Genomic DNA, 24,991 nt, shown 5'->3' on the forward strand with positions numbered 1-24,991 from the left:
CAAGCGAGAAACAATTGGCTGCTTTGCCATTGCGAAAAACTCATATCTCAGTGAGGCAGCATCGCTGGGCCCGGAGGGCAACCCTCGGGTGGGCCTGCGTCGCGTGCGAATACGTGAACATAGTCGATGAGCAGCGTGGAGGGATTGGGAGCCTGGTCGATCGGCCAACCTCCGCCGAGCGCAAGGTTCACAAGAGGATAGAGCGGGCCGTCGAGTTCTGGAGGAGTTGGCTGGGCCCACACCGGCTTGCTATCCAAGAAGAACACAATAGCCTGTGGCGAGATATCGACGCCGAATGTGTGGAATTCGTTTAAGAGGGAATCGGCGGGTATATCGATCTTCTGAGCCTCGCCGCGCGTCTTCTGCGGATCGCTGTACCAGATGTGCGTCGCGGCTTGATAAGCAGATGGAAATTGCCCGTAGTATTCGATGACGTCGATTTCGACGTTGCCCTCGGTCATCGCGGCCGGCTTCAAGGCAGCAAGCCAGAATGCAGGCCAGGTGCCGCGGCCTGCGGGCATCTTCATCCGTGCTTCGAAATAGCCGTAGCGCGTTCCGGTCCCTGCGCCAGAAGCATCGGCGGCGGCCAGAAGTCCTGAAGTCCACCGGCCGTTTTGATCCTTCGAAGCGGTGATGGAAAGAATACCATTCTCGACCTTGAACGGTCCCTTCGGACCAGGGTTTGCGAACGCAGCCTCGCCAAAATCGCCAGCCCACGGTGTGTGCGCCGTCCACCGTGCCGGGCCGATGCGGTTGGCCGAAGCACGGAGCTCGTCGAACTCTTCGAGCAACAAGGGGTGGAGTTCACATGACTGCGACGGCTCGGCTGCGAATACACAACGGATCGAAATACTCAGGACAAGGAGAGCGCCGCCCCCTGCAAGCATCCGGCCTTTCATGTGACATGCTCCCTTTGACGGTGGATCTCACCAGCAGATGCGTTCATTCCGTTCATGAATCACACGGCTTTCAAGCTGCTCGTAAGCCGAATTCCAAAGCCGTACAGCGATGCGACATAGACGGCGCCGCCGAATAGCGAGACTGCACCCAGCTCCAACAGGGAAGGGATGCCTGTTCCAATAAGCTTGTGTCTCAAGACGATGACCAAAATGGTCATAACCGCGCATGCAGCGGCCACTTGCCAGAGCTTGGCCAGTTCCGAAGCCGCACTGGTGCCGACAAGCTGTCGGGCGGCGAGAAGTGAAAGGCCAAACAAGATGAAGGAGACCAGGATTCGCGCGGCGATGACTCCGATCAACGAGTAAAAATAGAGACCGAGAGACATCAGAATGACCTTCGAACACAGTTCAATGAAGGTCAGACGGAACACGAAACTGGTCTGGTTGGTCGCAAGAGCTAGAGAATGCACGGGCTGATAGAAGGCGCTGAGGACGGTCGAGAGAGCAAGCCACTGCAAATAGAGGCCGGCATCGTGCCACTGCGGGCCTAACAGAACCTCGGCGACTAGATCCGATGTCAGAGACATTCCGATGCAGGTTGGCGCTGCGAGGAGCATGGTAAAGCGGGATGCCTTCGAATATGCATTGCGGAGTCGGTCCCGGCTTTGATTGATCTGCGCCAATGCCGCCATGAGTGGTTGCATGGCTGGGCCAATCAGGCTTTGAGTGGGCATGACCGAGAGATCGCTAGCGATCGAGTATTGACCGAGTGCGGCTTTGCTTAATGAGAAGCCGAGTAGGATGCGATCAAATTGCCAGCTCAAGGCAATAATGATCTGCGCTCCGCTAAGCCAGCCGAGAAAGGCCGAGAATTCCCGAAACTCGGACAGCGATAGGCGCGGCCTGTAAGGTGCCAACAGGTATGACATCGATGTGGCCCCGATGGCCGCAGCCGTGCCACTGGCCACAATTGCCCAATAACCAGCTCCAAGTGACACGGCGGCGATTGCGGTTGCAGCAGCGGTAAGCTTGCCGGCGGTCTCAGCAAGGAACACTTGCCTGAAGCTCATGCTGCGGACGTATTCAACCATGCCCGGACTGTAGAGGCTGCGTGCTAAAGGTCCGATCCCGCTCGCCAGAATCAGCGCGACGAGACGAGGATCCTTATAAAGGTGTGCAAACGGCCAGGCGGCGAGCACCAGCACCGAGCCCAGGACAACGCCTCTGATCACGCTCAAGGTAAATGCTGTATCCAGGTGGGACTTCGTCACATGAGGCAGACGTGTCAGGGCTTGGAGCGTTGGGACCTCGAGCACCATATCCGCGATCACAATCAACGTAGCGGCGAGAGCCGTAAGCCCGAAGTCGTCAGGTGTCAGAAGCCGAGCGAGCACGAGAAGAGTAAAGAAGTCGACGAGTCGACCTGACAACCTGGACGAAACCGTCCACGCAGCGCCCAAGATAGTCTTACGAGCCAGCACGAGCGCCGCCTAGCCTTTCATGACGGTGGCGTATTGCGGACGTTGTGCGCTTGTCGCAAACGAAGCCGCCCTACGCCGGAAGGCTGCGGACGGTGCCGCATTACAAATCTGCCGTCCCATCGCGCTCGCCTTTCGCTGAGAGAGGCACTTGCGTGACTGACTTCATCTTGTCACCAGTGCCCGTGATCGTTGCCGCACGTTCCGGCTCAATGCGTCCTCGCAGTACGTCACAGAGGCCGCGAATATTTCCTCGCAACCGACCCCGCCGGTCGATAAACGGTTCGGGATTCGCTGAACGTGCCAGATTGCTGGCAACATTCCCAAAGATATGGCTCGCAGCCTGACGAGTGGTCATTGTGCCTTTACACAACAAGTAAATTGGATTGACCACCTGGGAATAGCCAAGCCTATCTCCCGCAACCCGCCCGCCCTTGACACCCATGTGAACACCGCGTGCACGCGCTGATTTGATCAGGCGTCCCCCCCGCTTTGCGAGCGCCGCGCCAAAGTCCCTGTCTTCCTGCCAACCGTAGAGTACAAGGCGCTCGTCGAACCGCGTTTCGGCGATCGCCGAGGCACGAAAAGCCATGTTGCAGCCATATGGACTGAACGGTTCGATCCATATCGAGTCTTCCGGGCCGTTTTTCGCTGCAAGGATGCTCAGCGCTTCGTCAAAACTTAGTCCCGGCCCATGAATGCCATCAGCAAGGAGATAGCCCGTAAGCCCGATGACATCCGGCTCGTCGCGAAAAATCACGGCGGCAGCCGCCAACCAGCCCGGGTCGGCGACAAAATCGTCATCAAAGAAGGCCACGATCTCGGCCGCATGACCCAGGGCAGCGAGGGCAGTATTTCGCTGAGCCGGCAGTCCAGGAGGACCAAGGACAACGCGAACCCCGGGCAGGTTCGCCGCTTCGCCGGCGTCCTCCGGCGCGACGCAGGAGACGACAATAGACTTGGGCTGCAGAGCTTGATTCCGGAGAAGGTGAGTGAGGGTGGCCGTGACGATTTCAGGGCGGCCTCGTGTTGCGATGGCGACGGCAATGCTCGGTAGGGGCTGCGCTTTCGTTCCACGTGCTCTCAAGGAACGCCTGGGCTCGTGCATGAGCTCGAGATAGCCGGCCGCGGTTCTCTCCCATGAGAACATTTGGAGCCGCTCACGTCCCCTTCCGACAAGTTCAGTTCTTTGATCTGCCGAACTTGCGAGCTGACGAACCTGCCGAACCCATTCGGCAGGATCGTCCGGCGCGGCAAGGAGCGCTGCATCGCCACACACTTCAGCCATGCTGGCGCGATTGGATGAAACAACCGGACATCCGCGGGCCATTGCTTCAATGATGGGAAGTCCAAACCCCTCAGTCCACGACGGAAAAAGCAAACACACGGCTCGCTCCATCAGGTACGCGAGATCGTCATCTGTTACGTAGCCCAGCAGCTTTACCCCTTGCGCGCTGGTCAGGCTCTCGGGGGTGTAAATATCCGCGCCTCCCCCGGCAACAATCACGCTGAGATTCATCGCCGCAAGTTCCGGCGCAATTTTGAGAACGAGCTGTAGATTCTTGTGGGAAGCGCGCGATCCGAGCGCCAATACAAAAGGTCCATCGGGCACGGACAAGGGGGCTATCTGGGCGAGCCTTGGCTCCCAGGTCAATGCATGCTCGTGGCCGTTTGGAAGGACCGCAATGTCGGCGGCGCGCACCGGAAGGTGACAAGCAATTTGGCGGGCCGACGCAGCCGAGACAGTCGCAATCCTGGCGGCGCGTTTGGCGAGCAACGGCTGCAGGGTACGGTACGTCGCGCGAAACAGTGAGCGATAGCTCTGCGGCGCAACAAAGACGTTCGCGTCGTGGATACACACCACCTGATCGGACTTGATCGCTGGCGCGGTGTTGCAAAGGTTGAGGAGCCGGTCCGGCCATCGCGCCGGGAGGACCACTTGCTCCCAAAGGTGCCCAGCAAGCGGCCCGGCTGTTATGAGGGGCATCGACTGGAATCGCGGATCGGCGGCATCAGCTGGAGCAATGATCGCGGCTTCCTTGCCCCGCGTGGCGAGTGCTTTGTTCATGGCAGCACTGACGTTATGGGCGTATCGCTGAACACCCGTTAGCGGTTGGGTCAAGAACCGGCCATTTATGCCGAAGCCTGCCGAGCTCATGCGTTCGCTCCTGATGCGGCCGGGGCGAGCAGGACGGATGCAAGCTGATCACGGGGGGAGGAGCATGCAAGCCCGGCAAGCGCGTAGAACAGCAGGCCTTGCTCCACCGTCGGAGCAGCCAGCGCGTCTCCTATGATGAGAGCGATGCAGGCGGTCCGGGCTGCGATGCAGGCATCCGCCTCAATCGTATTGGGCGCGTTTCGTTGCCCGAACAGGGCTGTCGTCACGAAAAGCAAGTAGAAGACCGTCCCGGGGATTCCGACGTTTGAGAGGAGGGCGACCGGAAAACTCGATGTGCGCACGGTCCCCAATCCGACACCCAGTCCGAGAGAATCAAAGAAGTTCTGCATCGCATAGCTATTCCAGGAGCTCCGCTCGATAGCTGAAGTCGAAGACGACTTGTTGAAGATGAGCGTATCCGCGTAGCGCTGGACGATTTCCGAGGCTCTGTCATCGAGAAGCACAGCAAGGATTAAAGCGATAAGGAGTACAGGTGCGCAGAGTGCAGCTGCCGAACTGAACGGGAGAGTAGGGTCAAAGCCAGTGCGCCACAGCATCGAGATGTATAGGATCAAAAGCACCAACGGAGCGCCCGCGAGCCCGGTAGAGGACGTAGAAAGGATTACGAGAGCGAACGAGGCGACAGCCAGAAGGCCGGTCAAGGCGGCATTCCTGCCGAAGAGCCAGAGCGTACCTGTGAACGCGAAGGCGCCCAGCGTAGCGCGTGCAAAGGCGGATGCTTCCGGGTAAGAGCCGACGATGCGCTTTGCGCCATTCACCTCATCGTCGAAGTGCATTGTGTACTGCGCATTACGCATGAAGTTGAGAAGAGCCTGCGTCCCAGTAGCGTATGTGCCGATGTCCAGCATCGCTAGCAGGACGTTGCCCGCAGAGTAGCTCAGGAGGGCGACGACAATGGTCCGAAAGCCGCCGCGCCTCGAACCGATCGCAACTGTCATCCCAAAACAGATGAGATTGGCTAGCATGTAAATGGATTGCGTAAAGTTACTTGACACCGGGCCAAGAGGAACGGTCGACCCGGTGTTGGCATATTCCGATGCTCCCAATGGAACGATCTGCGTTCCCCCAGCCAGCAGCCGCGGAAGCAGGACGGCCGAGCCAATTCCGTAAACAACCAAGCATAACAGCCAAAAGCCGGGCTGGCCGAAGCTCACGGCCCTGATTGCCGCCGCGGCCTCATGCCGCCGGGCAAGCACCGTTGCGAGCACAAAAGCCAGAAACAGGTGGGCTGGTTGTATGTTCGCACCACCCACGAGAATGGCGGCGGCGGCTCCGAATAGAGTTGTGCAGATCAGCGCGCTGAATGTGGCTCGCTGGCCGAGAGGTAGGCAAAGCAAACCGAGCAGGACGGTCAACACTCCAATCGGCTCCACACTCATTGCGCACTAACCTCGATGGTCCTGGCTGCTTCCCATGACGTCTTTGGTCACCAAATCGTGCTCTGGCCAAATCGATGCCACAGACTCGCTCAATCGTTCATCAATTTGTGGCAGCCTTCCTCATTGGCGCGTCATCACGGCTCGCACTGAGTGCACGGAGTCAAGCATGGGGAGGAGAGCATGCTTTAGTACAGGGAATTCCCGTGCTATCGCACCTTCGCGCCACAGTTCAGTTCGGAGCGATGCCAATTTGCGAAACGACGGACGAGCTTGGCGCGGGCCAAACACGTTCAGGACATCCTGCCGGCCAAAGTCCACCGATCGGCCAGGAAGATCGAGGCAACTCAACACGCCTGCAGTGGGTCGCGTGATGGCCTTCTTCAGGCGAACCCAAGCTAACTCGGCATCCGTCGATGCTTTGGCTGCGCCTTCAATCGAAAGCTCATCGACGTAACTTAGTGCTCCCGATAAAAGATCGTTTCTGTGGCTTGGATCAACGAATCCGTACCGGACGTCCCCGCAGTTGGCCGTAACGTGGTCCTCTCCGCTCTCTACGAACAAGCGAACTGAAGGAACCGCTGGCTCAAACAGGCTCTCGATGAGGTGCCAGTACCGCAGCACGCATGAGTGAACGTCGAAAGGGCTATAGCAATTCCGCTCTACCATTAGGCCAGCGACCTTTTGGAAATGCTCCTCCCCATGTCCTTTGTAGTTCGCCCGCGCGAACTGAATTGTCTCGATATTAAGTGCGGGGAAGGCGCTCGCCAACAGGCGCTGAGTGCTGCCGTAGAGGCCCGTGTCGCAAAGTAATATCCGCGAGGAATCGTTCCGCAGCGTCGAAAAGTGGCGCTCGAACAGTGCGTTCTGCTGCCGTATGTCGGACAACACCTCTTTAGCGGAATTGTCAAAAAGCATTTCGAAAAATTCACTCGCGGCAAACGGCCTATTCCACAGGTCTGGAAGGCTGTACTGCCGTCCGCCGAGTGCGCTCGCTACGTCTGTAAACGAGCGACTACGGAACTCACGGGCAATTTCCTCAACCGCTGAAGGGCTACGCGTTAGAATCGCGGCTCGTGCGGCGACCAGTCGCGAAACCATGATGTTGTCTCGCCGCATTCCCAGGGGAAGGGAAAGTCTTGCGAGCACCCGCTCGAAAGCTTCCCTTATTCCGACGCCTCCTCTGGCGCAGAACAACAACGCAGATCTATCGTGGGCCTCCACTTCAGCGGCGTAAAGCCAAATCCGCAAGCAAAACTGCGTAACGATCGGCCCAAGGACGAAACGTCCAAATGCGTAGGCACTTTCCAGCGTCGCCGGCGGTCGTCTTGCAAATCGCGTCTTAGACGAGAGAGCGACCTTCATCATGGCCAAGGCTCCGTTTGCCTTGCGAAGATGGCCGAGCCAAATCGGGCGAGGTGTATGAATGGCGGTGATGCCGTGTGCTGACGCGCTCTTAATGTCGGCGCGGACGTCGTCGCCGATGTGCAGGATGCGATCCAACGAGACACCTTCTGTTTCCGCAACATGAGGAAACAGATCGCCGTGCCGCTTCGTACGTGCACAATCGGCGCTGGTATAGATCCGGTCGATGAGATCCGGGCCGTAAAAGTGACGAATTAGTTCACGCACATTTTCAGACGACAGCATGGTGTCGCTGACGGCAACGATACGGCGACCTGCCTGACGGTGCGCGAGCAGGACATTGGCCAAATAACGGTTAGGGAAAAGCGACGTTTTCTCGACGTCCAGCTCAATCGCCAATCTCGTCTCAACCTCTGAGGTTGGAAGGCCCGCCAGTTTGAGCTGCCGTCCGATCACGTCCGTCAATCGGACCTCGCCCGATCTGCCGACCTCGAGTGCCTTGAATGCAAGCCGCTCTGCTTCGGATCGCGCGGCCATCAGCAACGTCGGCTCTATTTGCCACCCACGCCCGGAAAGACGCCTGCTGAATAAACGCTCACCCTGCCTATTGCGTGAGCGAGCAGATCTCGTCGTTCGCAAGAGAAGCGTATCGAAAACATCGGTCGAAATCAGATCGATCGCACCGGAAGAGCTGACGGACTCAGCAAGTCCATGTGGTCTCATAATCAAAAACTCCAAATTGGTGACGAATACCTCGCTTAAAAGTACCGAACGCCTGCAGATATGATCTGTACTGCAAGGTTGCGAAATTAGTTGTTGCCGATGTGATCAGATCCCTTGTAGCATTTTGCGTGCCAATTGGCGGCTGGCCACCTTGAGTGGCGCTAATGAGAATTATGACGCTAATGTCCTTGGTCGATCTCGAGGGCGAGTTTGTCTGAGAAAAGTGTTAGAGCAAGACGATGACAGTTTTTGCGAAGCGCGGCCTTTCGGCGCTTGCGTTACTTGCTAGTCGGGCGGCGGAAAGTCCCTCGCTCCGTAGGATGATGTTTAACGCGATCCGTCTACAGCGTCTTGAGGTCGAGCGCTTTAGCCAAATGGAGCAGATCCGATTTTTGGCGTATTGCTTTGTAAACCGCCACCAATCGCGATCGCAGATACTCCAAGACCTTTGGGTGGGGTACGAGCTTGGCGAGAGACGCGAAGGGTTTTTTGTTGAGTTTGGGGCAACCAATGGAATGTTGAATAGCAACACCTGGCTATTGGAGAAAAAATACGGCTGGAAAGGAATTGTAGCCGAGCCCAATCCACTCTGGCATTCGGCGCTCATGCAAAATCGCAGTTCGAGCATTGATCGACGCTGCGTCAGCTCGAGTTCGGGTACGAAGGTACGGTTCTTGATAACGGACTCTGTTGATCCGGAGCTGAGCGGCGTCGCGGAGTTTGCTGGCGGCGATCATTTTGCGGAGGTGCGATCGGCTGGCCGCGAAATCCAAGTCGAGACTGTGACCCTCAATCAGCTTCTTATCGATCACGACGCGCCGGCGAAGATCGATTACATGTCTATCGACACCGAAGGCAGCGAATACGACATTCTACGTGCCTTCGACTTCTCGCGGTATGCGATATATCTTATCTCGGTCGAGCAGAACAGGAAGACCGAGGCGGCAATTGATGCGATTTTGACAAGACACGGGTACACACGGGTTTTCAAAGAGTTTTCTCAATGGGATGGCTGGTACGTACGCTCGGGGGCTGGGGGCGACCGAAATGGATCGCGAGCGGTTTCGACCGACAACGCTTGATCGCGTGCTCGCCCTGTCTGTCAATTCGTAGCAGCCGATGAGTAGGATCGTGTTGGGATGAATCAAGCGCTGGCGACGCATGTGGAGTGCATTTGCGATGCTGGCGTTTGAACCCATGGCCGAAGGAGAACCCGTCAAGGTTGCTATGCTACTTAGTTGCAGCTCGTTCGAAGGGTTCTTCGGTTGGGTCCTGCATCAAACACGATCGAGCTATCTCGCAAGCTATCGAAACGACTGGGCGTGGTACTACGCGCGCGGTTTGAAGCAAAACGGCATCACACCATTGCTCTACATCCCGTCACTCCGCGAGGCCGGGAGATATGACACGGATTTCGGCGTAGCCGTCCGGTTCTTGCCGCTTGACGATTGGTACAATCTGATCGAGCGCATATGGGTGAAGCGGCTTATCCGCCGGACGCGCTGGTCTCTTTATGCCGAGGAACGGCTGAACACGATCGCCTTTATGCAATCTCTTAGCCAAGCCTTGAGAGAAGACGAGATCGATCTGCTGTACGTTCAAGAGTACTGGAGCGGAAGGTTCGATCATCTGGTAGGTCGAGTCGATGTACCGGTGGCCGGTGCAGATCATGGTGGATTGCCGGACCGTGTTGTAAAGCTGTTCAAGCGTGGGGCGTTTTCGAGAGCGGCTCTTTGCTACAGCCAGACCGAACGAGAATGCGACGCAGTTAGGCAATATGGTGGTCGATCCCGACTGCAGCCGAATGGGTGTGATGTCGCCCAATTCTTTCCCGACACTGCCGCAACGCGGGGCAAGACCATCCTGACGATCGCGCGGTTGACGAATAAGCAAAAGCGAACCAGCGATCTCATTCGGGCTCTAGCCGAACTGCCAGACGAGTGGACCTTGGATATCGTCGGCACAGGGCCGGATAGGCACGTTTTGGATAGGCTTGTTGTAAGTCTCGGATTGTCCGACAGAGTTCGATTTCGCGGGTTCGTCGGTCGATCTGACGTGCGCAAGTTTCTTCGCAATTGCGGAGTTTATGCGATGCCCTCAGCTAACGAGGCGGTAGCTCTGGCAGTATTAGAGGCGATGGCTTGTGGCGCGGCGGTGGTCCTCAGCCGGATCAGAGCATTTGAGCAGCTTGTGACGCATGGTGTCGATGGCCTTCTGTTTCCTGTCGGCGACGTGAAAGCATTGGCAGCGGCAATACTTGACGCCTGGAATAGCCGTCAATCCCTCGGTCGGGCCGCTACCGAAACCGTACGAACGCACTATGACGCCGAGGTGCTGTACGCTCAGCTGGCCGACAGTTTGCGCAGCTCGGTCGATCGATACCGGTTTCGCGTTGATTGAGCTTTTGTCTTCTGTAGATGCGGCCCAATTTCGTGCGTGACAGCAAGAAGGAACTTCACAATGAAAGAGCTATACGAAGGCGACAGCTATGGCAAAAACAACCCTACGTGGCACGAGGAAGATGCGCCTTGGAAGGCCGGTCATATCGAGCGCATAATGAAAAGAAATAACCTGCCGCACGAACATATATGCGAAATCGGGTGCGGGACCGGTGAGATTCTGCTGAACCTAGAAAGAACGTTCCCTACAGCGCGCTTGTCGGGCTACGAAGTCTCACCTGACGCGTTTCGGCGGGCCGCACCGAAAGCGACGCAATACACGCAATTTTACTTGAAGGACCTGCTGGACGAACCCGACTTACAATTCGATGTTGTGCTTGTCATTGATGTCATAGAGCATGTGGAGGACTACATTTCGTTCATTAAGCGATTGCGACGTTTCGGCACGTTCAAGGTCTTTCACATCCCTTTGGATCTATCCGCGCAATCCATTGTGCGAGCATGGCCGATTGCCGAACTCAGAAGAAATGTCGGACACCTTCATTATTTCTTCAAACAGTCAGCGCTGGCGACCCTTGAGGATTGCGGGTACACGATTGTCGACCATTGCTATACGGCCAGCCGCCTCGAATTGCCGAATCAAGCCTTGACCAGTCGTCTGATGCGCTTGCCGCGTCGGTTGCTCTTTGCAGCTGAACCGGATCTTGCGGTCCGGTTGCTTGGCGGCTACTCGCTGCTGGTCGTTGCGAAGTGAGGAGGCGCCGCCGCATCCATCGCAGTTATGGCTATCGCGCCATGGAACGGCTCAACTGGCCGCCCTTGATCCGGACTTGATTACTTTTCCGTCACGGGAAGCTTGTCTGTTGCAGGCAGCTTGTGGTGCGCCGCGCGAAAAATAGGGCGAGCTGCGAGGCCAATGAAGTAGCTGGCTTGCAAAATGGCCTGGCCGGCTGCGATCAGCAGCACGCTTTCAACTCTACTCAGCCGCTGTTCGAACGCTACAAAGAGCGAGACAAACAACAAAAGCAAAAGGAAGGGCAGCAATACCCGGAATCGGAAGCGAAGGCCCAAGAGCGCTCCACAAATTGCCAGCCCGATAGCGGCGTAATCCATTGCTGTCTCTTCGCGGCGGGCGAAGCCTCTTCAGAAGGTCTGAGGTGGGTTGTACGCCGGCGACCGCTAGCCATTTGCCCCGGCGGTACTCGACCGTCTAACGAAACCTGACCCGTACGACAAGATCACACCTACCGCACACAAAACAGCCCAAACTTAGAGCGAAATACAGATTCATGTGGATGTGGTGCGTCGGCATTGTAAGCGTAGCTTGGCTCGATGAGGGTATTATGATACCGTGTGCTCGGCGGTTGAACCGTTCGGCACTGCTGAGCCATTCCCCGCCCCTTGCGGCTATTGCACATTTGCTCGTCGGGTGGCCATGCAAATGGACGTAGCACTCTCAGCCTATAAACAGTGCTTTGCCATTGCGAAGCCGAACACTAGGCTCGTCTCTATCGGTGCGTGTGTTCAAGCAGGTTTCGATGCGCATTTTGCAATTGCTCAACCATACGCGCCGCCTGAATGGCCATGTTCATGCCGCCGTAGACTTAGCGTGTGCCCAGGCCAAATTGGGCCATCAGGTTGCTGTCGCGAGCAGCGGAGGTGATTTTGACCGTCTGCTCGCATCGAATAACGTCGAAACAATGCAGGTGAGCATTGAGCGCCAACCAAAGAAGCTCGTAGACGGCGTATCACTGCTGTATCGGCTCGTGCGTGATTGGCGAGCAGACATCGTGCATGCCCACATGATGACGAGCGCCGTCCTCGCCTGGCCAATTTGCAAACTGCTCAAGATTCCGCTGGTCACAACGGTGCACAACGAATTTGAGAAAAGCGCAATTCTCATGGGGTTGGGCACGCGCGTGATCGCCGTAAGCGCAGCCGTTGGGAATTCAATGCGAAAACGCGGTGTCCCCCAATCGCGGATCCGCGTTGTCCTTAATGGAACAATCGGTGCGGCTCGGCTCGAAAAGCAGAATCGTTGTCCCGCCTCGCTTCAATCGCCCGCGGTGGTTTTTGTCGGTGGACTTCATCCTCGAAAGGGTCTCCCGGATCTTTTTTCCGCGTTCGAGGAGGTGCACAGGGTTATCCAAACCGCGCATCTGTACATCGTCGGCGATGGTCCACACCGCGCCGAGTATGTGGCGCAAGTGAGCTCGATGGCGTGTGCGGAGGCAGTCATCTTCATGGGTGCTCAAGACAATCCTTTTCCATTTCTGCTCGGGGCAGATGTTTTCGTGCTTCCGTCGCATGCTGATCCCGCCCCTCTGGTGCTATCGGAGGCGCGCGAAGCTGGTTGCGCCATTGTCGCGAGTAACGTGGACGGAATTCCCGAAATGCTCGACGGCGGCAGAGCAGGTATTCTCGTTCCGACGGGCGATCCGGCAAGGCTTGCCGAAGTCCTGCGCTCCTTGCTCGAGGACAAACAAGCTGTGCTGCAGTGGAAGAAAAACAGTCAAATCAACCTGGATTTTCTTACAATAGATCGGGTGGCCCGTGAAACGCTTCAGATTTATGAAGAGGCTTCCCGGCACGTTCATGGGCGCGCTTGAAACAAATACATTGGGCGATCCGTTCAAGAGGACTGCCTCCGCGCGAACGGGGGCAAGTCCTGCTGCCAAGCTGGCCGTTATCATTACCTGCTTCAATTATGAAGCGTTCGTCGAACGCGCGATCAGAAGCGTTTTGGATCAGAAGTGCGATGCCTGCGAACTTGTGGTCATAGACGATGGCTCAACTGACTGTTCGTGGGAGGCGATCTCGCGCTGCGGTGTCAAAGCTTTCAAGATCGAAAATCGAGGTCAGCTGGGGGCTTGCCTATACGGTCTAGAAAGTACGCAAGCACCCTTTATACTATTCCTCGATGCCGATGACGAATTGAAACCGGGTTCACTGACGAAGCTCCTCGACGAGTTGGACGAGCGCGTTGCGAAGGTTCAATTCGGGCTTACCTTGATCGATGCTGACGGCAATGCTTTGGGGCCATTTTGCTCACTGGATTCGTTTCGCGACCGAGACCGCGTGTTGGACGAGGTGCTCGGGCGCGGTGTGTATAAGACGCCGCCAACCTCCGGAAATGTGTTTCGCCGAGACCTGTGCGAGCTGCTGCGGGAAGTGAACTACGACAAAGCAGTAGATGGGGTGATTCTGTTTGCTGCTCCTCTGTTTGGCGATGTCGTTAGCCTTTCCGAAGAACTGGGGCGCTATCGCGTGCATGGCCGAAATGATTCCCAGCTCGGGCAGCTTCCGACGGCACCCCTGCTAGAGCGTGATATGAAGCGATTCGCGGCTCGCACAGAGCACCTCCGTGACATTGTAAGGCGGCTTGCTCCCGGGCGGGAGCTGATCCAACCTCAACAAGCCTTCTACTACCGTGAGCGCGAATATTGCCTTGAGATCGTGACGGGGAAAGCTCGGAGATCCACCAGCGTTCCGAAGCTACTCGTGGGGCTTCTTGCGGAACCCTATTCGCCCGCTCGAAAGCTTGCGATGGCCGCGTTCTTTGTGTTCGGGGCTTTTTTGCCGACCAGGGCAGCTAAAGCATTGCTTGCCATTCGGTCTCAAGGCGGACATCGATCGGCCAAAACCTATGTTCGCGCGATCTCCGGTTGCTTTCCGAAGCTAACGCGAGAATAGCTGCGCGGCCTCCTCTCAACGGCAGGGCTATCGCATATGACGGAGGAGTTCGAAGAGAAGGCATCATTCCATTCGGCGCGTTCTGCCGCGCAGACAGAGTCGGGTGGCTCTGGCGACGTTGAGGCCCGAGTGTCGGAGCACGGCCAGGCTGGCCGGCTCCGTTCCGCGCCGTTGCCACGACATCACAGCAAGTCGTGGAAGGTGAAGGTCTGTCCAACCGCGTTTCCGATCGCTCCTCCCCGAACGACCGCTTCGTTGTAGGTCGCCCCATCGACATAGAGGTTGCGATCCGTTTGCGGCGTGCCGTCCCAGCGGTCGTTGAGGAAGTGGACCAGCACAGTGTGGTCGCCCGGAGCCCAATTGCCTTGCACCGTGATGAGTTCGTCCTGTCCCGCCGCGTGGGAAGCGTGCGCGGTGAGCGTGCCGCCGATCTGCACCCCATCAACCGAGACAGTATACAGCGCGTCACCGAGATAAGCGTCCTCGCTGATCTTCAACGCGAGCTGGTCCGGTCCGTTGCCGATCACGGTCGAGGAGCCCGGGGGCGGTGGAGGGGGCGTGGTCGGCGGCGGCGTTGTCGTTCCGCCTGACGTGTCCGCAAAAGTGAAGCTCTGCCCGATGGCGTTTCCGATCGCTCCGGCTGCATCGTTGACGCCGTTGTAAGTCGCGCCGTCGACATAGAGGTTGCGGTCGCTCTGTGGCGTACCGTCCCAGCGGTCGTTGAGGAAGTGGACCAGCACGGTGTGGTCGCCCGGAGCCCAATTGCCTTGCACCGTGATGGGGGGGGGGGGGGGGGGGGGGGGGGGGGGGGGGGGGGGGGGGGGGGGGGGGGGGGGGGGGGGGGGGGGGGGGGGGGGGGGGGGGGGGGGGGGGGGGGGGGGGGGGGGGGGGGGGGGGGGGGGGGGGGGGGGGGGGGGGGGGGGGGGGGGGGGGGGGGGGTCGCGTGGGAGGCGTGCGCGGTGAGCGTGCCGCCGATCTGCACGCCATCGACCGAGACAGTATACAGCGCGTCACCGAGATAAGCGTCCTCGCTGATCTTCAACGCCAGCTGGTCCGGTCCGTTGCCGATCACGGTCGAGGAGCCCGGGGGCGGCGGAGGGGGCGTGGTCGGCGGCGGCGTTGTCGATCCGGGGGGGGGGGGGGGGGGGGGGGGGGGGGGGGGGGGGGGGGGGGGGGGGGGGGGGGGGGGGGGGGGGGGGGGGGGGGGGGGGGGGGGGGGGGGGGGGGGGGGGGGGGGGGGGGGGGGGGGGGGGGGGGGGGGGGGGGGGGGGGGGGGGGGGGGGGGGGGGGGGGGGGGGGGGGGGGGGGGGGGGGGGGGGGGGGGGGGGGGGGGCCTGACGTGTCCGCAAAAATGAAGCTCTGCCCGATAGCGTTTCCGATCGCTCCGGCTGCATCGCTGACGCCGTTGTAAGTTGCGCCATCGACATAGAGGTTGCGATCCGTTTGTGGCGTACCGTCCCAGCGGTCGTTGAGGAAGTGGACCAGCACGGTGTGGTCGCCCGGAGCCCAATTGCCTTGCACCGTGATGAGTTCGTCCTGTCCCGCCGCGTGGGAGGCGTGTGCGGTGAGCGTGCCGCCGATCTGCACCCCATCCACCGAGACAGTATACAGCGCGTCACCGAGATAAGCGTCCTCGCTGATCTTCAAAACCAACTGGTCCGGTCCGCTGCCGATCACGGTCGAGGAGCCCGTCGGCGGCGGAAGCGTCTGCGACGCCGCCTGGGCGCCATAGAGGCCGGGATCATGTCCATCGGGCGAGGAGACGGTATCGTGCACAACAGCGAGCGCGTTTGGATCTGAAGAATAGACGCGGATGTAGTCGATATCAGCAGTGATCGGCACGCCCCCGACAGAAGCGGGCGACTGCGTAGCGAGGTCCGCGATCAGATACATCGGGCCATGCATGTCGCTTGGAGTCGCCCGCGTCCCGATCAACTGGCCATCGATGTAGAAGCTGATCTGGTTGGGCCCCCAGTTCATGCCGTAGGTGTGGTAGCCGGCCGGGTTCTGCATCAGGCTCGCCACCTGGAGCAGCGCCTGCCAGTTCTGGTTCGGCGCCGGGTCCGTGGTGTGGATACCGCTATAGATGGCCGCGTCGTTGACGCCGTAGTTCTCGACGACATCGAGCTCCTGCCAGTGTCCGGCTCCAGCTGGATCGGGGATCGGGTGGTCTGGCAAGAGCCAAAATGCTTCCCATGCGCCGGGCAGGTTGGAGAAATCCGCCCGGATCTCGAAGTAGCCGTAGGTCTGAGAGAAATGTCCCTGCGTGGTGATCAGGCCGGACTCCCAGGCTCCGGGAACTCCATAAGGTGTTCGATCGGGAACCGCGGTGATTGAAAGCACGCCATGCGAGACAGAGAAGGGGTCATAGCCCGAGCCGGGATCGACAAACGAACTGGTGCCGAACCCGACGTCTGAAAATGCGTCGCCGCGCCACTGCGCTCGCGTATCACCCCAGGTAGTACCAGCGCCCGTCAGCAAGATGCTTCGCGCGTTGAACTCGTCATCGAATGTAAGCTTGTAGCCTGTCAAGTCGATCATCGGCTCCTCGCTATGGGAAAGCGTCGATTGAAGCGGCCAGGTGAATTATGCGTATCTGATCTTGGCGGCACAAGGGGCACGCGGTGCAATCCGTCGGGATGCCCGATCGGCACCACTCTCCTGACTAATTTCTAATCAGAGGGGCAAGGTAGGGGGCTGCTCCGCGACACAGCACGCACAGCCGACGCTATACGGCGCGTTGCTCAAGCTCCCTAAGCTTGATCGCTACGAGGCTCGCGCCGTGGCACGGCGCGAGCGTGCGCGATGGTTTGAGCGACGTAGGCGTTTACCGACTAAAGGGAAGATAATGATACGCAATTTTAAGTTTAGGAATGGCCTGGAGCGCCGATATCTTGGCGCGGCTTGCCGCTGCACTTGCAAAGGCCCCGCGATCAAGGTGCCATCGGTTGCGCCCGGTCTATTCAGTGGCGCTCCATTTGCAGCGGAATGCCAGTCCTTTCTGCAGCAAGATTGTTGCTCTTTTCGGAGGCAAGGCTTTGATATGTCGAGCGTCTGGCGGGCCATTATGCCAGCGACAACGGGCGGGTGCCGCAACGACAAATCGGAGCCAATTGCCTCAGCCCATCGCCGGGCATCGAAGCGGTTGGCCAGCCCGCCAAAATTTCTTGAGCAACTTGATGTGGATCGCCATCTAGCGCGCGGGCGATGGCAATGAACTCGATCTCGCCGCCCTCGTATTTGGCAACGAACGACTGCACCTTGTCCAGCTTCTTTGCCAACGCTTGGTGACGCAAGGCGGCTTTGCGGCGCACTCGGGCAAGGTCGGCCACGGCAATGGCGAGAGCCGGAAGCGCGGCCAATGCGCGTTTGTGGCAGAGCGCGGCCAACATGCGTCGAGCGACGACATCATCCGGCAGCCCGAGTCGAAGTCATCTGTTTTTGGACTGTTCTTCGAAGGATGCGGGCCTGCCTCTTACTTTCTCCTGTCGTTCTGCCCCGGTGTCGCTCAGGGCTTTGCGATTGGGGTCGTTCTGACAGACTGCGCATGGCTCAAGCCGCCCAACAGCGCCACCCGCTCGCCTTTCAGTTCGCGGACGGTCGAATCCGCACTGTTGCGGCGCCCAAGCTGCGAGCGGCCGGCGATTATGCGCGCCGCCTCAAGCAAAGGTATTCCGCCGTTCTTGCGCTTCGCCTCGGTCGTCCCTCGAAGCGTGGGTTTGCACCTCAGCCGGCGTCCCTGCAAAACATACCCGGGCCGATACTGTCATGGGTGTCCGAGACGCCGCGGCCTCTCCCTGTTTCGGGAGGGCACATTCCCTGTTCTCCACCGGGAATTTCCGTGTTCCGGTTTGCTTCGCCGTTGAGATGCTCAGGATTTCAAGGCGTTCTGGCGACCACGGCACTGGTGTTCGGCGTTTCCCTACAAAAATCCCTGCTAGCAGCCAATTTGGATCAGGGCCCGTTTGAAGCTTGATCCGACCGGGGCCTGGTCTGCTCCCACCGTACCCTGTCCGGGGTTGACCTGGACGGCCGTTATGTCCAAGAAAGGCCGCCTGTATCCGGATCTTGCCCTGCCGCGACGGTCGATCCGGGCCGTGTGTTGGCCGGACCTCTTGGTTGGAATGTGAGGCTTCAGGCCATGCGTGAGCGGATCGCTCTTATCACCGGCGTGACCGGGCAGGACGGCGCCTACCTCGCCGAATATCTGCTGTCGCTCGGCTATGTCGTGCACGGCATCAAGCGGCGCTCGTCTTCGTTCAACACGGCGCGGGTCGATCACCTCTATCAGGATCCGCATGTCGGCAACGTGCCGTTCCTGATGCATTACGGCGACATGACCGACTCGACCAATCTGATCCGCCTGGTGCAGCAGATCCGGCCGACCGAGATCTACAATCTCGCCGCCAGAGCCACGTCGCCGTGAGCTTCGAGAGCCCGGAATACACCGCCAATGCCGACGCGATCGGCGTGTTGCGGCTGCTGGAAGCGATCCGCATCCTCGGCATGGAGAAGGAGACGCGGTTCTACCAGGCCTCGACCTCCGAGCTCCACGGTCTCGTGCAGGAGATCCCGCAGAAGGAGACGACGCCGTTCTATCCGCGCTCTCCTTACGGCGTCGCCAAGCTCTACGGCTACTGGATCACGGTGAACTACCGCGAGGCCTACGGCATGTTCGCGTCCAACGGCATCCTGTTCAACCACGAGAGCCCGATCCGCAGCGAGACTTTTGTCACGCGCAAGATCACGCGCGGCGTGGCCGCCGTGTTCGACTGGTTCGCAAAGGTGCGGCCGCAAGTCGTGTTCCTCGCCGCGGCAAAAGTCGGCGGCATCGTCGCCAACAACACGCTGCGTGCGGAGTTCATCTACGACAACATCGCGATCGCGGCCAACGTGATCCACGCCGCGCATCAGAACGGCGCCGAGAAGCTGATGTTCCTCGGCTCCTCCTGCATCTATTCCAAATTGGCGCCGCAGCCCTTGCGCGAAGACTCCGTGCTGACCGGCCCGCTCGAACCAACCAACGAGCCCTATGCGATTGCAAAAATCGCCGGCATCAAGATGGCCGAGGCCTATCGCAGCCAGTATGGCAGCGACTTCATCAGCGTGATGCCGACCAATCTCTACGGACCCGGTGACAATTATCATCCAGAATTGAGCCACGTGGTCGCCGCCCTGATCCGCCGCTTCCACGAGGCCAAGGTCTCGGGTGCCAAGAGCGTCGTCGTCTGGGGCACCGGCACGCCGCGGCGAGAGTTCCTCTATGTCGACGACATGGCCGATGCCTGCGTGCACCTGATGAAGACCTATTCCGGCGCGGAGCTGATCAACATCGGCACCGGCGAGGACATCACCATCGCCGAATTCGCGCGTGTCGTGGCCGAGGTCGTCGGCTATCGCGGCGAGATCGCTTTCGACACATCGCGCCCCGACGGCACGCCGCGCAAGCTGCTCGACGTCAGTCGTCTCGCAAAACTCGGCTGGCGCGCGACGACGTCGCTTCACGATGGGTTGAGGCGCGCATATGCGGCGTATCTGTCGCATATGTAGAATGCAACAATTGCGTGTCGCGTGTTCCGGAAAGTGTCCGCAATTCCTGTCATGCGAAGCGGCTAAGGTTTATTCGGTGCGCGAAGCAACTTGCCCTAATGTTGGGCGTGCGGTCGGGTAGAGAAATGGTCTAGGGTGTTCAGTGGAACATCCGTCGTCAACGGAAAGAGTTATTCATGCGAATTGCGATGATCGGCACGGGGTATGTGGGACTGGTGTCCGGAGCCTGCTTTGCGGATTTCGGTCACGACGTCACCTGCGTCGACAAGGACGAGAAGAAGATCGCGGCGCTCCATCGCGGCGAGATCCCGATCTACGAGCCCGGCCTCGACGAGCTGGTCGCGACCAACGTCAAGGCCAAGCGGCTCGACTTCACCACCGACCTGTCGAAGCCGGTGGCGGACGCCGATGCCGTCTTCATCGCGGTCGGCACGCCGTCGCGCCGCGGTGACGGGCACGCCGATCTGTCCTACGTCTACGCCGCCGCAAAAGAGATCGCGCAGTCGCTGTCGGGCTTCACCGTCGTCGTGACCAAGTCGACCGTGCCGGTCGGCACCGGCGACGAGGTCGAGCGCATCATCCGCGAGACCAATCCATCCGCCGACGTCGTCGTCGCCTCCAACCCCGAATTCCTGCGCGAGGGCGCGGCAATCCGCGATTTCAAGTTTCCCGACCGTGTCGTGGTCGGCACCTCCGATGAGCGCGGCCGCAAGGTGATGGGCGATATCTATCGCCCGCTGTCGCTGAACCAGGCGCCGCTGATGTTCACGGCACGCCGCACCGCCGAGATGATCAAATACGCCGCCAACGCCTTCCTCGCGACCAAGATCACCTTCATCAACGAGATCGCCGATCTCTCGGAAAAAGTCGGCGCCAATGTGCAGGAGGTGGCGCGCGGCATTGGCCTCGACAACCGCATCGGCACCAAGTTCCTGCATGCGGGGCCCGGCTTCGGCGGCTCCTGCTTCCCGAAGGACACCAAGGCGCTGATCAAGATCGCGCAGGATTATGACGTGAGCCTGCGAATCGTCGAATCGGTGCTGGCGGTCAACGAGAACCGCAAGCGCGCGATGGCGCGGAAAGTGAGCCAGGCGCTCGGCGGTTCGCTGCGCGGCAAGACCATCGCCGTGCTCGGCCTTACCTTCAAGCCCGACACCGACGACATGCGCGATGCGCCGTCGATCCCGCTGGTGACCGGCCTGATCGACATGGGCGCCAAGGTCAAGGCGTTCGATCCCGTCGGGATGGAGCAGGCCAAGAGTGAGCTGCCCAGCATCACCTATTGCGAGGATGCCTATTCCTGCGCGCAAGGCGCCGATGCGCTCGTCATCGTCACCGAATGGGTCCAGTTCCGCGCGCTCGATCTCGACCGGCTGAAGGCGACCATGGCGCAGCCGATCATCGTCGACCTCCGCAACATCTACCGCCCCGAAGAGATGGCCGCCGCCGGCTTCGTCTATGAGAGTGTCGGGCGGCCATCGGTGCAGGGCTAACGATCCACTGCCTCAACGATTCCGTCATGGCCGGGCTTGTCCCGGCCATCCACGTCTTGTTCACTCCCAGGTGAAAGAACGTGAATGCCCGGGACAAGCCCGAGCACGACGAACGGATAGATACTTGCCCCGCAGCTTCGATACGCCCCTTCCGATCGATGCCGTGCTCGACGAAACGGCACCATTAAGGCCGCGCGCGCCCGCCAGATGGTGCTGGAACAGTAGCCTCCGCGTCATGATCCGCCGGCCCGACGGGCGACGGTAAGAACCTGGCGAAGCTCTACACCCCGCGCTGTGCGACGGTGGTCCAATATCGCGGATTGCCCGGCGACTGAATTCGGACCCAGCGATAGGGTGCGCGCGACCAGGGCCTGATCTGTGGGGTCAAATTATCCAGCACCAAATCCCCGCTCTTGGTCCGTACCAGTAGAACCAGATGATGCTCGCCCGAAGGGATCACGACTTCGCCGAGCAGCAGCGTCCGCGCGGGCCAGCCGCGCTTCAGAAGCCTGTGGCGCTTGGTGACCGCGTAGTCGTTGCAGTCGCCGCGCTCCGGATCGATGAGCCAGGTTTCCCCCGCCAGACCGAGCTCATTCCGTTCTGGAATGATGGCGCGGTTCACGGCCAGGTTGACGTCTTTCAGATCGGCCCATCGCGCCTCGGTGAGGAGGATCGGGCCGCCGCGAAACAGCAGACGCGCGCGGCACTCGTCCTCGTAACGCAGGCAAAATATGGTGTGTGCCATCGGCGCAAGCGCCGGCGCCTCAAACTTGATGCGCTGGATCGCCGACAGCAGGCCGATCGGCGCACCCAGCAATCCTGCGTGGGCCGCCGGAGAGGCGATCACGATCGCCGCGGCTGCAATGGCAGCCAAAATCGGCATCCTGCGCATACTTCTTCTCCCACATTTCGGTCGCGGAGAAAGCTCGAGGCAACGTTCTGAAAGCCCATTCGATTGATCCTCCAAACAGCGTCGGACGCCACGGCGATCATGGAGTACTCGCCAAGCGAGATGGGGTAATCCTTTGGCGGCGTGCGAAAGCCCGGCCGATTTGCCGCGGCAAGTGTTCGTGCGATCGAGCGACGCGCTCGTTGCAGGCTGTCCGTGGCTGATCGGCCGCGTGGGCCAATCTGATGGCGCGCATTGAAGAAGGCGTGACGGTAGCCGCAACCAATCTGCCGCAATTATCGGCCGGCGTCGAATTCGTCTGGCAGGCCGGGCCGGCCTGGCCGTGCCATGCGTCGCCGTTGTTTCCGATCGTCGGCCGTCTCGCCAACGACGAATTGCGGCACCGAGGCAAGACGTACCGGATGACCCAGCATGGCTTTGCGCGCGACAGCCGTTTTGCATAGGCGGAGTGAGGTGAAAACCACCGCAAGCTGGTGGTTGACCCATGGCCTTAGCGGGACCGGTCCTGAGCTAATGCGCCGGTTGGTGGATGCGGACGACGAAGCGCTCACCGCCTCCGACAGGAGCGGACGAACAAAATCGGACGTCCAGCCTGGGATGTGCTACTGACGAGAATGAAAACATATCTTGCGATCATCGCGGTCGTTCTCTTAGCGCCCGCCTCAGCTGCGCAGCCTGCAACTCCGGCCCCAGCGATGCCTGAACTCTCATCCCGCGATCAGATTAAGGCTGCTCGCGCCAGGGAAGCCGAAGAGACAAAAAGCGATCCTTCCGCGCGATCGTGGGATCGAGATGGCGACGGCAAGCGGCCGTGGGAGACACTGGCAAAGCCGGGCAGCAGCTCGAAGCCTTGAAGGTGAAGGCTGTCCACAAGCATCCTAGAAAGGCGTGAGGTTTCGAAAGCTCGAGATATTTATCGACATTTCGCCCGGAGTTTGTTGGATGTGGCAGAGTTTTTAGGCACGAGCTAACGAATACAGATAATCATCGTTCAAATGTGGGGCCGCGGAGCCTCGATGACGTATCCCGCAATCTGGCTATCCATTAGGTGCGCCCTTTTTCGACGGCGCGCGCGGCGCGAGATCCGCCGGTGATCGTCTCGAGTCCTTCTGCGGACTATGAGTATTCGTTCGTCGGAAGCTACAGAGCTCCTTAGCGACAACACCCGTCGAAACTGTGCGCCGTTCAGCAGAGCTTCGAAGAGTAACAAGACTTCGCGCGCCTGAACATAGATTTCCGTGTTGATGACATGTTGGTCAAAGCCGTAGAAGCAAGACGGGCTTCGATGTCATGAGCAGCGGTCGGATCGAATTGCCAATCCAGAGCGTTTTGGACCGTATAGAACTCTGCTGCGCCCTGGAATTCGGGCGCTATTCCCGCAACATCGATACGGCGGAGTGAGCCCTCGATCGCGTTTTGACGGTAGACGTTCAGGAGCTTGTGTCGCAGCACGCGATAGCGTTGTACCTCCCACGAGAGTTCAGCGACATCGATGGAGCGAAGAGCCATTCGATCGCTGACCGCGGAGCGATGTCCTGAAGTGCGTGATAGGCGCCAAGATTCTCTCCAGGCAGCAGTTGGGGCTCGGGGCATAGAGCCACGAACTCGACGGGTAAGGCGGCAATGGTTTGCGATTGACGGCTGTCGAAAAGCCCGTTCATGGATGCTGCTCTTTCAATCCGGGTGTTGATGGAGACTTGTGATTGATTGCGCCCGTTTCGCCGATCGCATGAAGCGCGCTTGCGTCCCACAACTCCTTTGCGATCGGTTGAGGCGAAATCTGCATGTTGGCCCACCACGCTTTCTCATTGCCATATCGGTGTAATTCTTGGTGATGCGGTCGGCAAAGCGGAACGGTGAATTCGTCGCTGACCTTGCGTCCTAGTGTTCGTGGTTGCGCAAACTTCAGATGGTGAGCATCAGCGGGGCATTTCTTACAGACGAGGCAAGCTTGGCTGCGGACGAAGGCAAGGTGCACCTTGCTGCGCTTCCGCGGGGGCTCCTTCGGAAAGGCGAGGCCGCCTTCTTGCTGTTCAACGGCAGGACCGGTAGTCACCTGGCGTTCCGGCAGATGCAGCTGCGCGGAAGCTGGGGCGGTCGATGCTGCTGATTGTTGCTCAGTTGCCGCGAATTCGGGAGGAGGTGTTGCCTCGAACTTCGCCCGGTAAGCCGCCTCAAGAATGCCGGGCGTCTGCCTCCAGAAGGGTGTTCTTGAGCGGCAGGCTGGCTTTGACCCAATCGAGCAAAGTGTCGCCGCCTTCCTGGGAGGCGAGCTCGCCAGGTAGTCGTTCCAAGAGCTTGGCAGAACGTTCGGGCGGCAAAACCGGAGAACGGTTGACAAGGCCTTTGGGCGGCTTGCCTTTCGGCCCCGGGGCGGCTTGTGGTTCGGTCACGGCTGGTGATCCAGCAACCACATCGGGGGCATCTAGATCGTCCTCGCCGGCGATCCCGACCAAGGCAAACAGGGCATAGCGGCGGGCATAGGTTAGTGCTGCTCCCATCCGATGCGGAGCTTCGACCTCCTTGGCGGCGCAGACGGGCAGGTCTGAAGAGATCCATTCTCCAGAAGCATGGGCTAGCAGGGTGGTGAGATGGATTTGGCCGGTAGGCTGCTCGATGCGAGTGGTCTGGATCGTTGCGATCTCCTGCTGGCTTAACGTCTTGCGGACGATGTCGAGGCCACTTGCTAGGGAAGCATAACGAAAGGTTCGGTCTTCCTCTCGGGGGAATGGCGACCGGATGATCGCGGTCAGGGTCTTCTCCGGGTTGGTCAGTTCGGCTTGGGCTCGAGCAAGGGCCGCTGCGATGGTTCCGATACGCTCACTGGATTGATGCATTGGCCGCCTCCAACATCAGCGTCTCGGAGATCATGGCACGCGATCCCGGGCCCTTAGCCCTAGGCCCGTGACTGTTTGCCTCCCTGGCT

General features: G+C 59.6%; 17 protein-coding genes and 5 pseudogenes. 11 read left to right on the forward strand and 11 right to left on the reverse strand.

The window, feature by feature from the left end:
• Window positions 1-47: 47 nt before the first annotated feature.
• The 5 genes from XI09_RS30885 to XI09_RS30905 form a co-directional block, all read right to left on the reverse strand.
• Window positions 48-899, reverse strand: a complete 852-nt coding sequence (locus XI09_RS30885) for a glycoside hydrolase family 16 protein (RefSeq protein WP_271570213.1) — start codon at window positions 897-899, stop codon at window positions 48-50.
• 59 nt (window positions 900-958) lie between these two features.
• A complete protein-coding gene (locus XI09_RS30890) occupies window positions 959-2,380 on the reverse strand; it encodes a lipopolysaccharide biosynthesis protein (RefSeq protein WP_271570214.1) in 1,422 nt (473 codons plus the stop codon).
• Between the two features lie 100 nt (window positions 2,381-2,480).
• Window positions 2,481-4,535, reverse strand: coding sequence for a glycosyltransferase (locus XI09_RS30895; protein ID WP_271570215.1), 2,055 nt, complete (start codon window positions 4,533-4,535; stop codon window positions 2,481-2,483).
• Window positions 4,532-5,914: a hypothetical protein gene (locus tag XI09_RS30900; RefSeq protein ID WP_271570216.1), complete on the reverse strand. Its 1,383-nt coding sequence runs from the start codon at window positions 5,912-5,914 to the stop codon at window positions 4,532-4,534. Before XI09_RS30900 ends, XI09_RS30895 begins: the two co-directional genes overlap by 4 nt.
• A 141-nt stretch (window positions 5,915-6,055) precedes the next feature.
• Window positions 6,056-8,020, reverse strand: coding sequence for an HAD family hydrolase (locus tag XI09_RS30905; protein ID WP_333939144.1), 1,965 nt, complete (start codon window positions 8,018-8,020; stop codon window positions 6,056-6,058).
• 239 nt (window positions 8,021-8,259) lie between these two features.
• Here XI09_RS30905 and XI09_RS30910 point away from each other — a divergent pair, with 239 nt between their 5' ends.
• The 3 genes from XI09_RS30910 to XI09_RS30920 all read left to right on the forward strand — a co-directional run bounded on the left by XI09_RS30910 (window position 8,260) and on the right by XI09_RS30920 (window position 11,173).
• Window positions 8,260-9,102: an FkbM family methyltransferase gene (locus tag XI09_RS30910; protein ID WP_271570217.1), complete on the forward strand. Its 843-nt coding sequence runs from the start codon at window positions 8,260-8,262 to the stop codon at window positions 9,100-9,102.
• Window positions 9,103-9,199: 97 nt separating this feature from the next.
• Complete coding sequence (locus tag XI09_RS30915) at window positions 9,200-10,420, forward strand: glycosyltransferase family 4 protein (protein WP_271570218.1); 1,221 nt, start codon at window positions 9,200-9,202, stop codon at window positions 10,418-10,420.
• A gap of 60 nt (window positions 10,421-10,480) precedes the next feature.
• Window positions 10,481-11,173: a class I SAM-dependent methyltransferase gene (locus tag XI09_RS30920; RefSeq protein ID WP_271570219.1), complete on the forward strand. Its 693-nt coding sequence runs from the start codon at window positions 10,481-10,483 to the stop codon at window positions 11,171-11,173.
• 80 nt (window positions 11,174-11,253) lie between these two features.
• Here XI09_RS30920 and XI09_RS30925 read toward each other — a convergent pair whose 3' ends face one another.
• Complete coding sequence (locus XI09_RS30925; protein ID WP_271570220.1) at window positions 11,254-11,532, reverse strand: hypothetical protein; 279 nt, start codon at window positions 11,530-11,532, stop codon at window positions 11,254-11,256.
• A gap of 425 nt (window positions 11,533-11,957) precedes the next feature.
• On the opposite strand from XI09_RS30925, the gene XI09_RS30930 reads away from it, so the two are divergent.
• Complete coding sequence (locus XI09_RS30930; RefSeq protein WP_271570221.1) at window positions 11,958-13,028, forward strand: glycosyltransferase family 4 protein; 1,071 nt, start codon at window positions 11,958-11,960, stop codon at window positions 13,026-13,028.
• Entirely contained in the window at window positions 12,973-14,112 is a 1,140-nt protein-coding gene (locus XI09_RS30935) for a glycosyltransferase family 2 protein (RefSeq protein ID WP_271570222.1), read from the forward strand. The genes XI09_RS30930 and XI09_RS30935 overlap by 56 nt, the downstream gene beginning before the upstream one ends.
• Window positions 14,113-14,294: 182 nt before the next feature.
• Here the strand turns inward: XI09_RS30935 and XI09_RS30940 are convergent, their stop codons facing one another.
• Window positions 14,295-14,852, reverse strand: coding sequence for a carbohydrate-binding domain-containing protein (locus tag XI09_RS30940; protein WP_271570223.1), 558 nt, complete (start codon window positions 14,850-14,852; stop codon window positions 14,295-14,297).
• Window positions 14,853-14,879: 27 nt separating this feature from the next.
• On the opposite strand from XI09_RS30940, the gene XI09_RS30945 reads away from it, so the two are divergent.
• Window positions 14,880-15,134: a hypothetical protein gene (locus XI09_RS30945; RefSeq protein WP_271570224.1), complete on the forward strand. Its 255-nt coding sequence runs from the start codon at window positions 14,880-14,882 to the stop codon at window positions 15,132-15,134.
• Window positions 15,135-15,215: 81 nt separating this feature from the next.
• Window positions 15,216-15,467: a hypothetical protein gene (locus XI09_RS30950; RefSeq protein WP_271570225.1), complete on the forward strand. Its 252-nt coding sequence runs from the start codon at window positions 15,216-15,218 to the stop codon at window positions 15,465-15,467.
• Window positions 15,468-15,504: 37 nt separating this feature from the next.
• Here XI09_RS30950 and XI09_RS30955 read toward each other — a convergent pair.
• Window positions 15,505-16,653: pseudogene (locus XI09_RS30955) on the reverse strand (family 16 glycosylhydrolase); the annotation flags it as partial.
• A gap of 524 nt (window positions 16,654-17,177) precedes the next feature.
• Window positions 17,178-17,504 carry a hypothetical protein gene (locus XI09_RS30960; protein WP_271570226.1) on the reverse strand — a complete coding sequence of 109 codons (327 nt, stop codon included), beginning with the start codon at window positions 17,502-17,504 and terminating at the stop codon, window positions 17,178-17,180.
• A 749-nt stretch (window positions 17,505-18,253) separates the two neighbouring features.
• Between XI09_RS30960 and XI09_RS30965 the strand changes: the two are divergent.
• The 3 genes and pseudogenes from XI09_RS30965 to XI09_RS30975 form a co-directional block, all read left to right on the forward strand.
• A pseudogene (locus XI09_RS30965) lies at window positions 18,254-18,879 on the forward strand (GDP-mannose 4,6-dehydratase); the annotation flags it as partial.
• Window positions 18,871-19,662, forward strand: a pseudogene (locus XI09_RS30970) (GDP-L-fucose synthase family protein); the annotation flags it as partial. The pseudogenes XI09_RS30965 and XI09_RS30970, both read left to right, overlap by 9 nt.
• A gap of 176 nt (window positions 19,663-19,838) precedes the next feature.
• On the forward strand, window positions 19,839-21,155 hold the full coding sequence (locus tag XI09_RS30975) for a UDP-glucose dehydrogenase family protein (RefSeq protein ID WP_271570227.1): 1,317 nt from the start codon (window positions 19,839-19,841) through the stop codon (window positions 21,153-21,155).
• A gap of 280 nt (window positions 21,156-21,435) precedes the next feature.
• On the opposite strand, the gene XI09_RS30980 is transcribed toward XI09_RS30975, so the two are convergent.
• On the reverse strand, window positions 21,436-22,047 hold the full coding sequence (locus tag XI09_RS30980; RefSeq protein WP_271570228.1) for a transglutaminase-like cysteine peptidase: 612 nt from the start codon (window positions 22,045-22,047) through the stop codon (window positions 21,436-21,438).
• Window positions 22,048-22,289: 242 nt separating this feature from the next.
• Here XI09_RS30980 and XI09_RS30985 point away from each other — a divergent pair.
• A pseudogene (locus tag XI09_RS30985) lies at window positions 22,290-22,505 on the forward strand (aldose 1-epimerase family protein); the annotation flags it as partial.
• Between the two features lie 1,217 nt (window positions 22,506-23,722).
• On the opposite strand, the pseudogene XI09_RS30990 reads toward XI09_RS30985, so the two are convergent.
• Window positions 23,723-24,902: pseudogene (locus XI09_RS30990) on the reverse strand (ERF family protein).
• Between the last annotated feature and the right edge of the window lie 89 nt (window positions 24,903-24,991).

This window comes from Bradyrhizobium sp. CCBAU 11386 (assembly GCF_028128955.1).
In the GTDB taxonomy this organism is placed as follows: domain Bacteria; phylum Pseudomonadota; class Alphaproteobacteria; order Rhizobiales; family Xanthobacteraceae; genus Bradyrhizobium.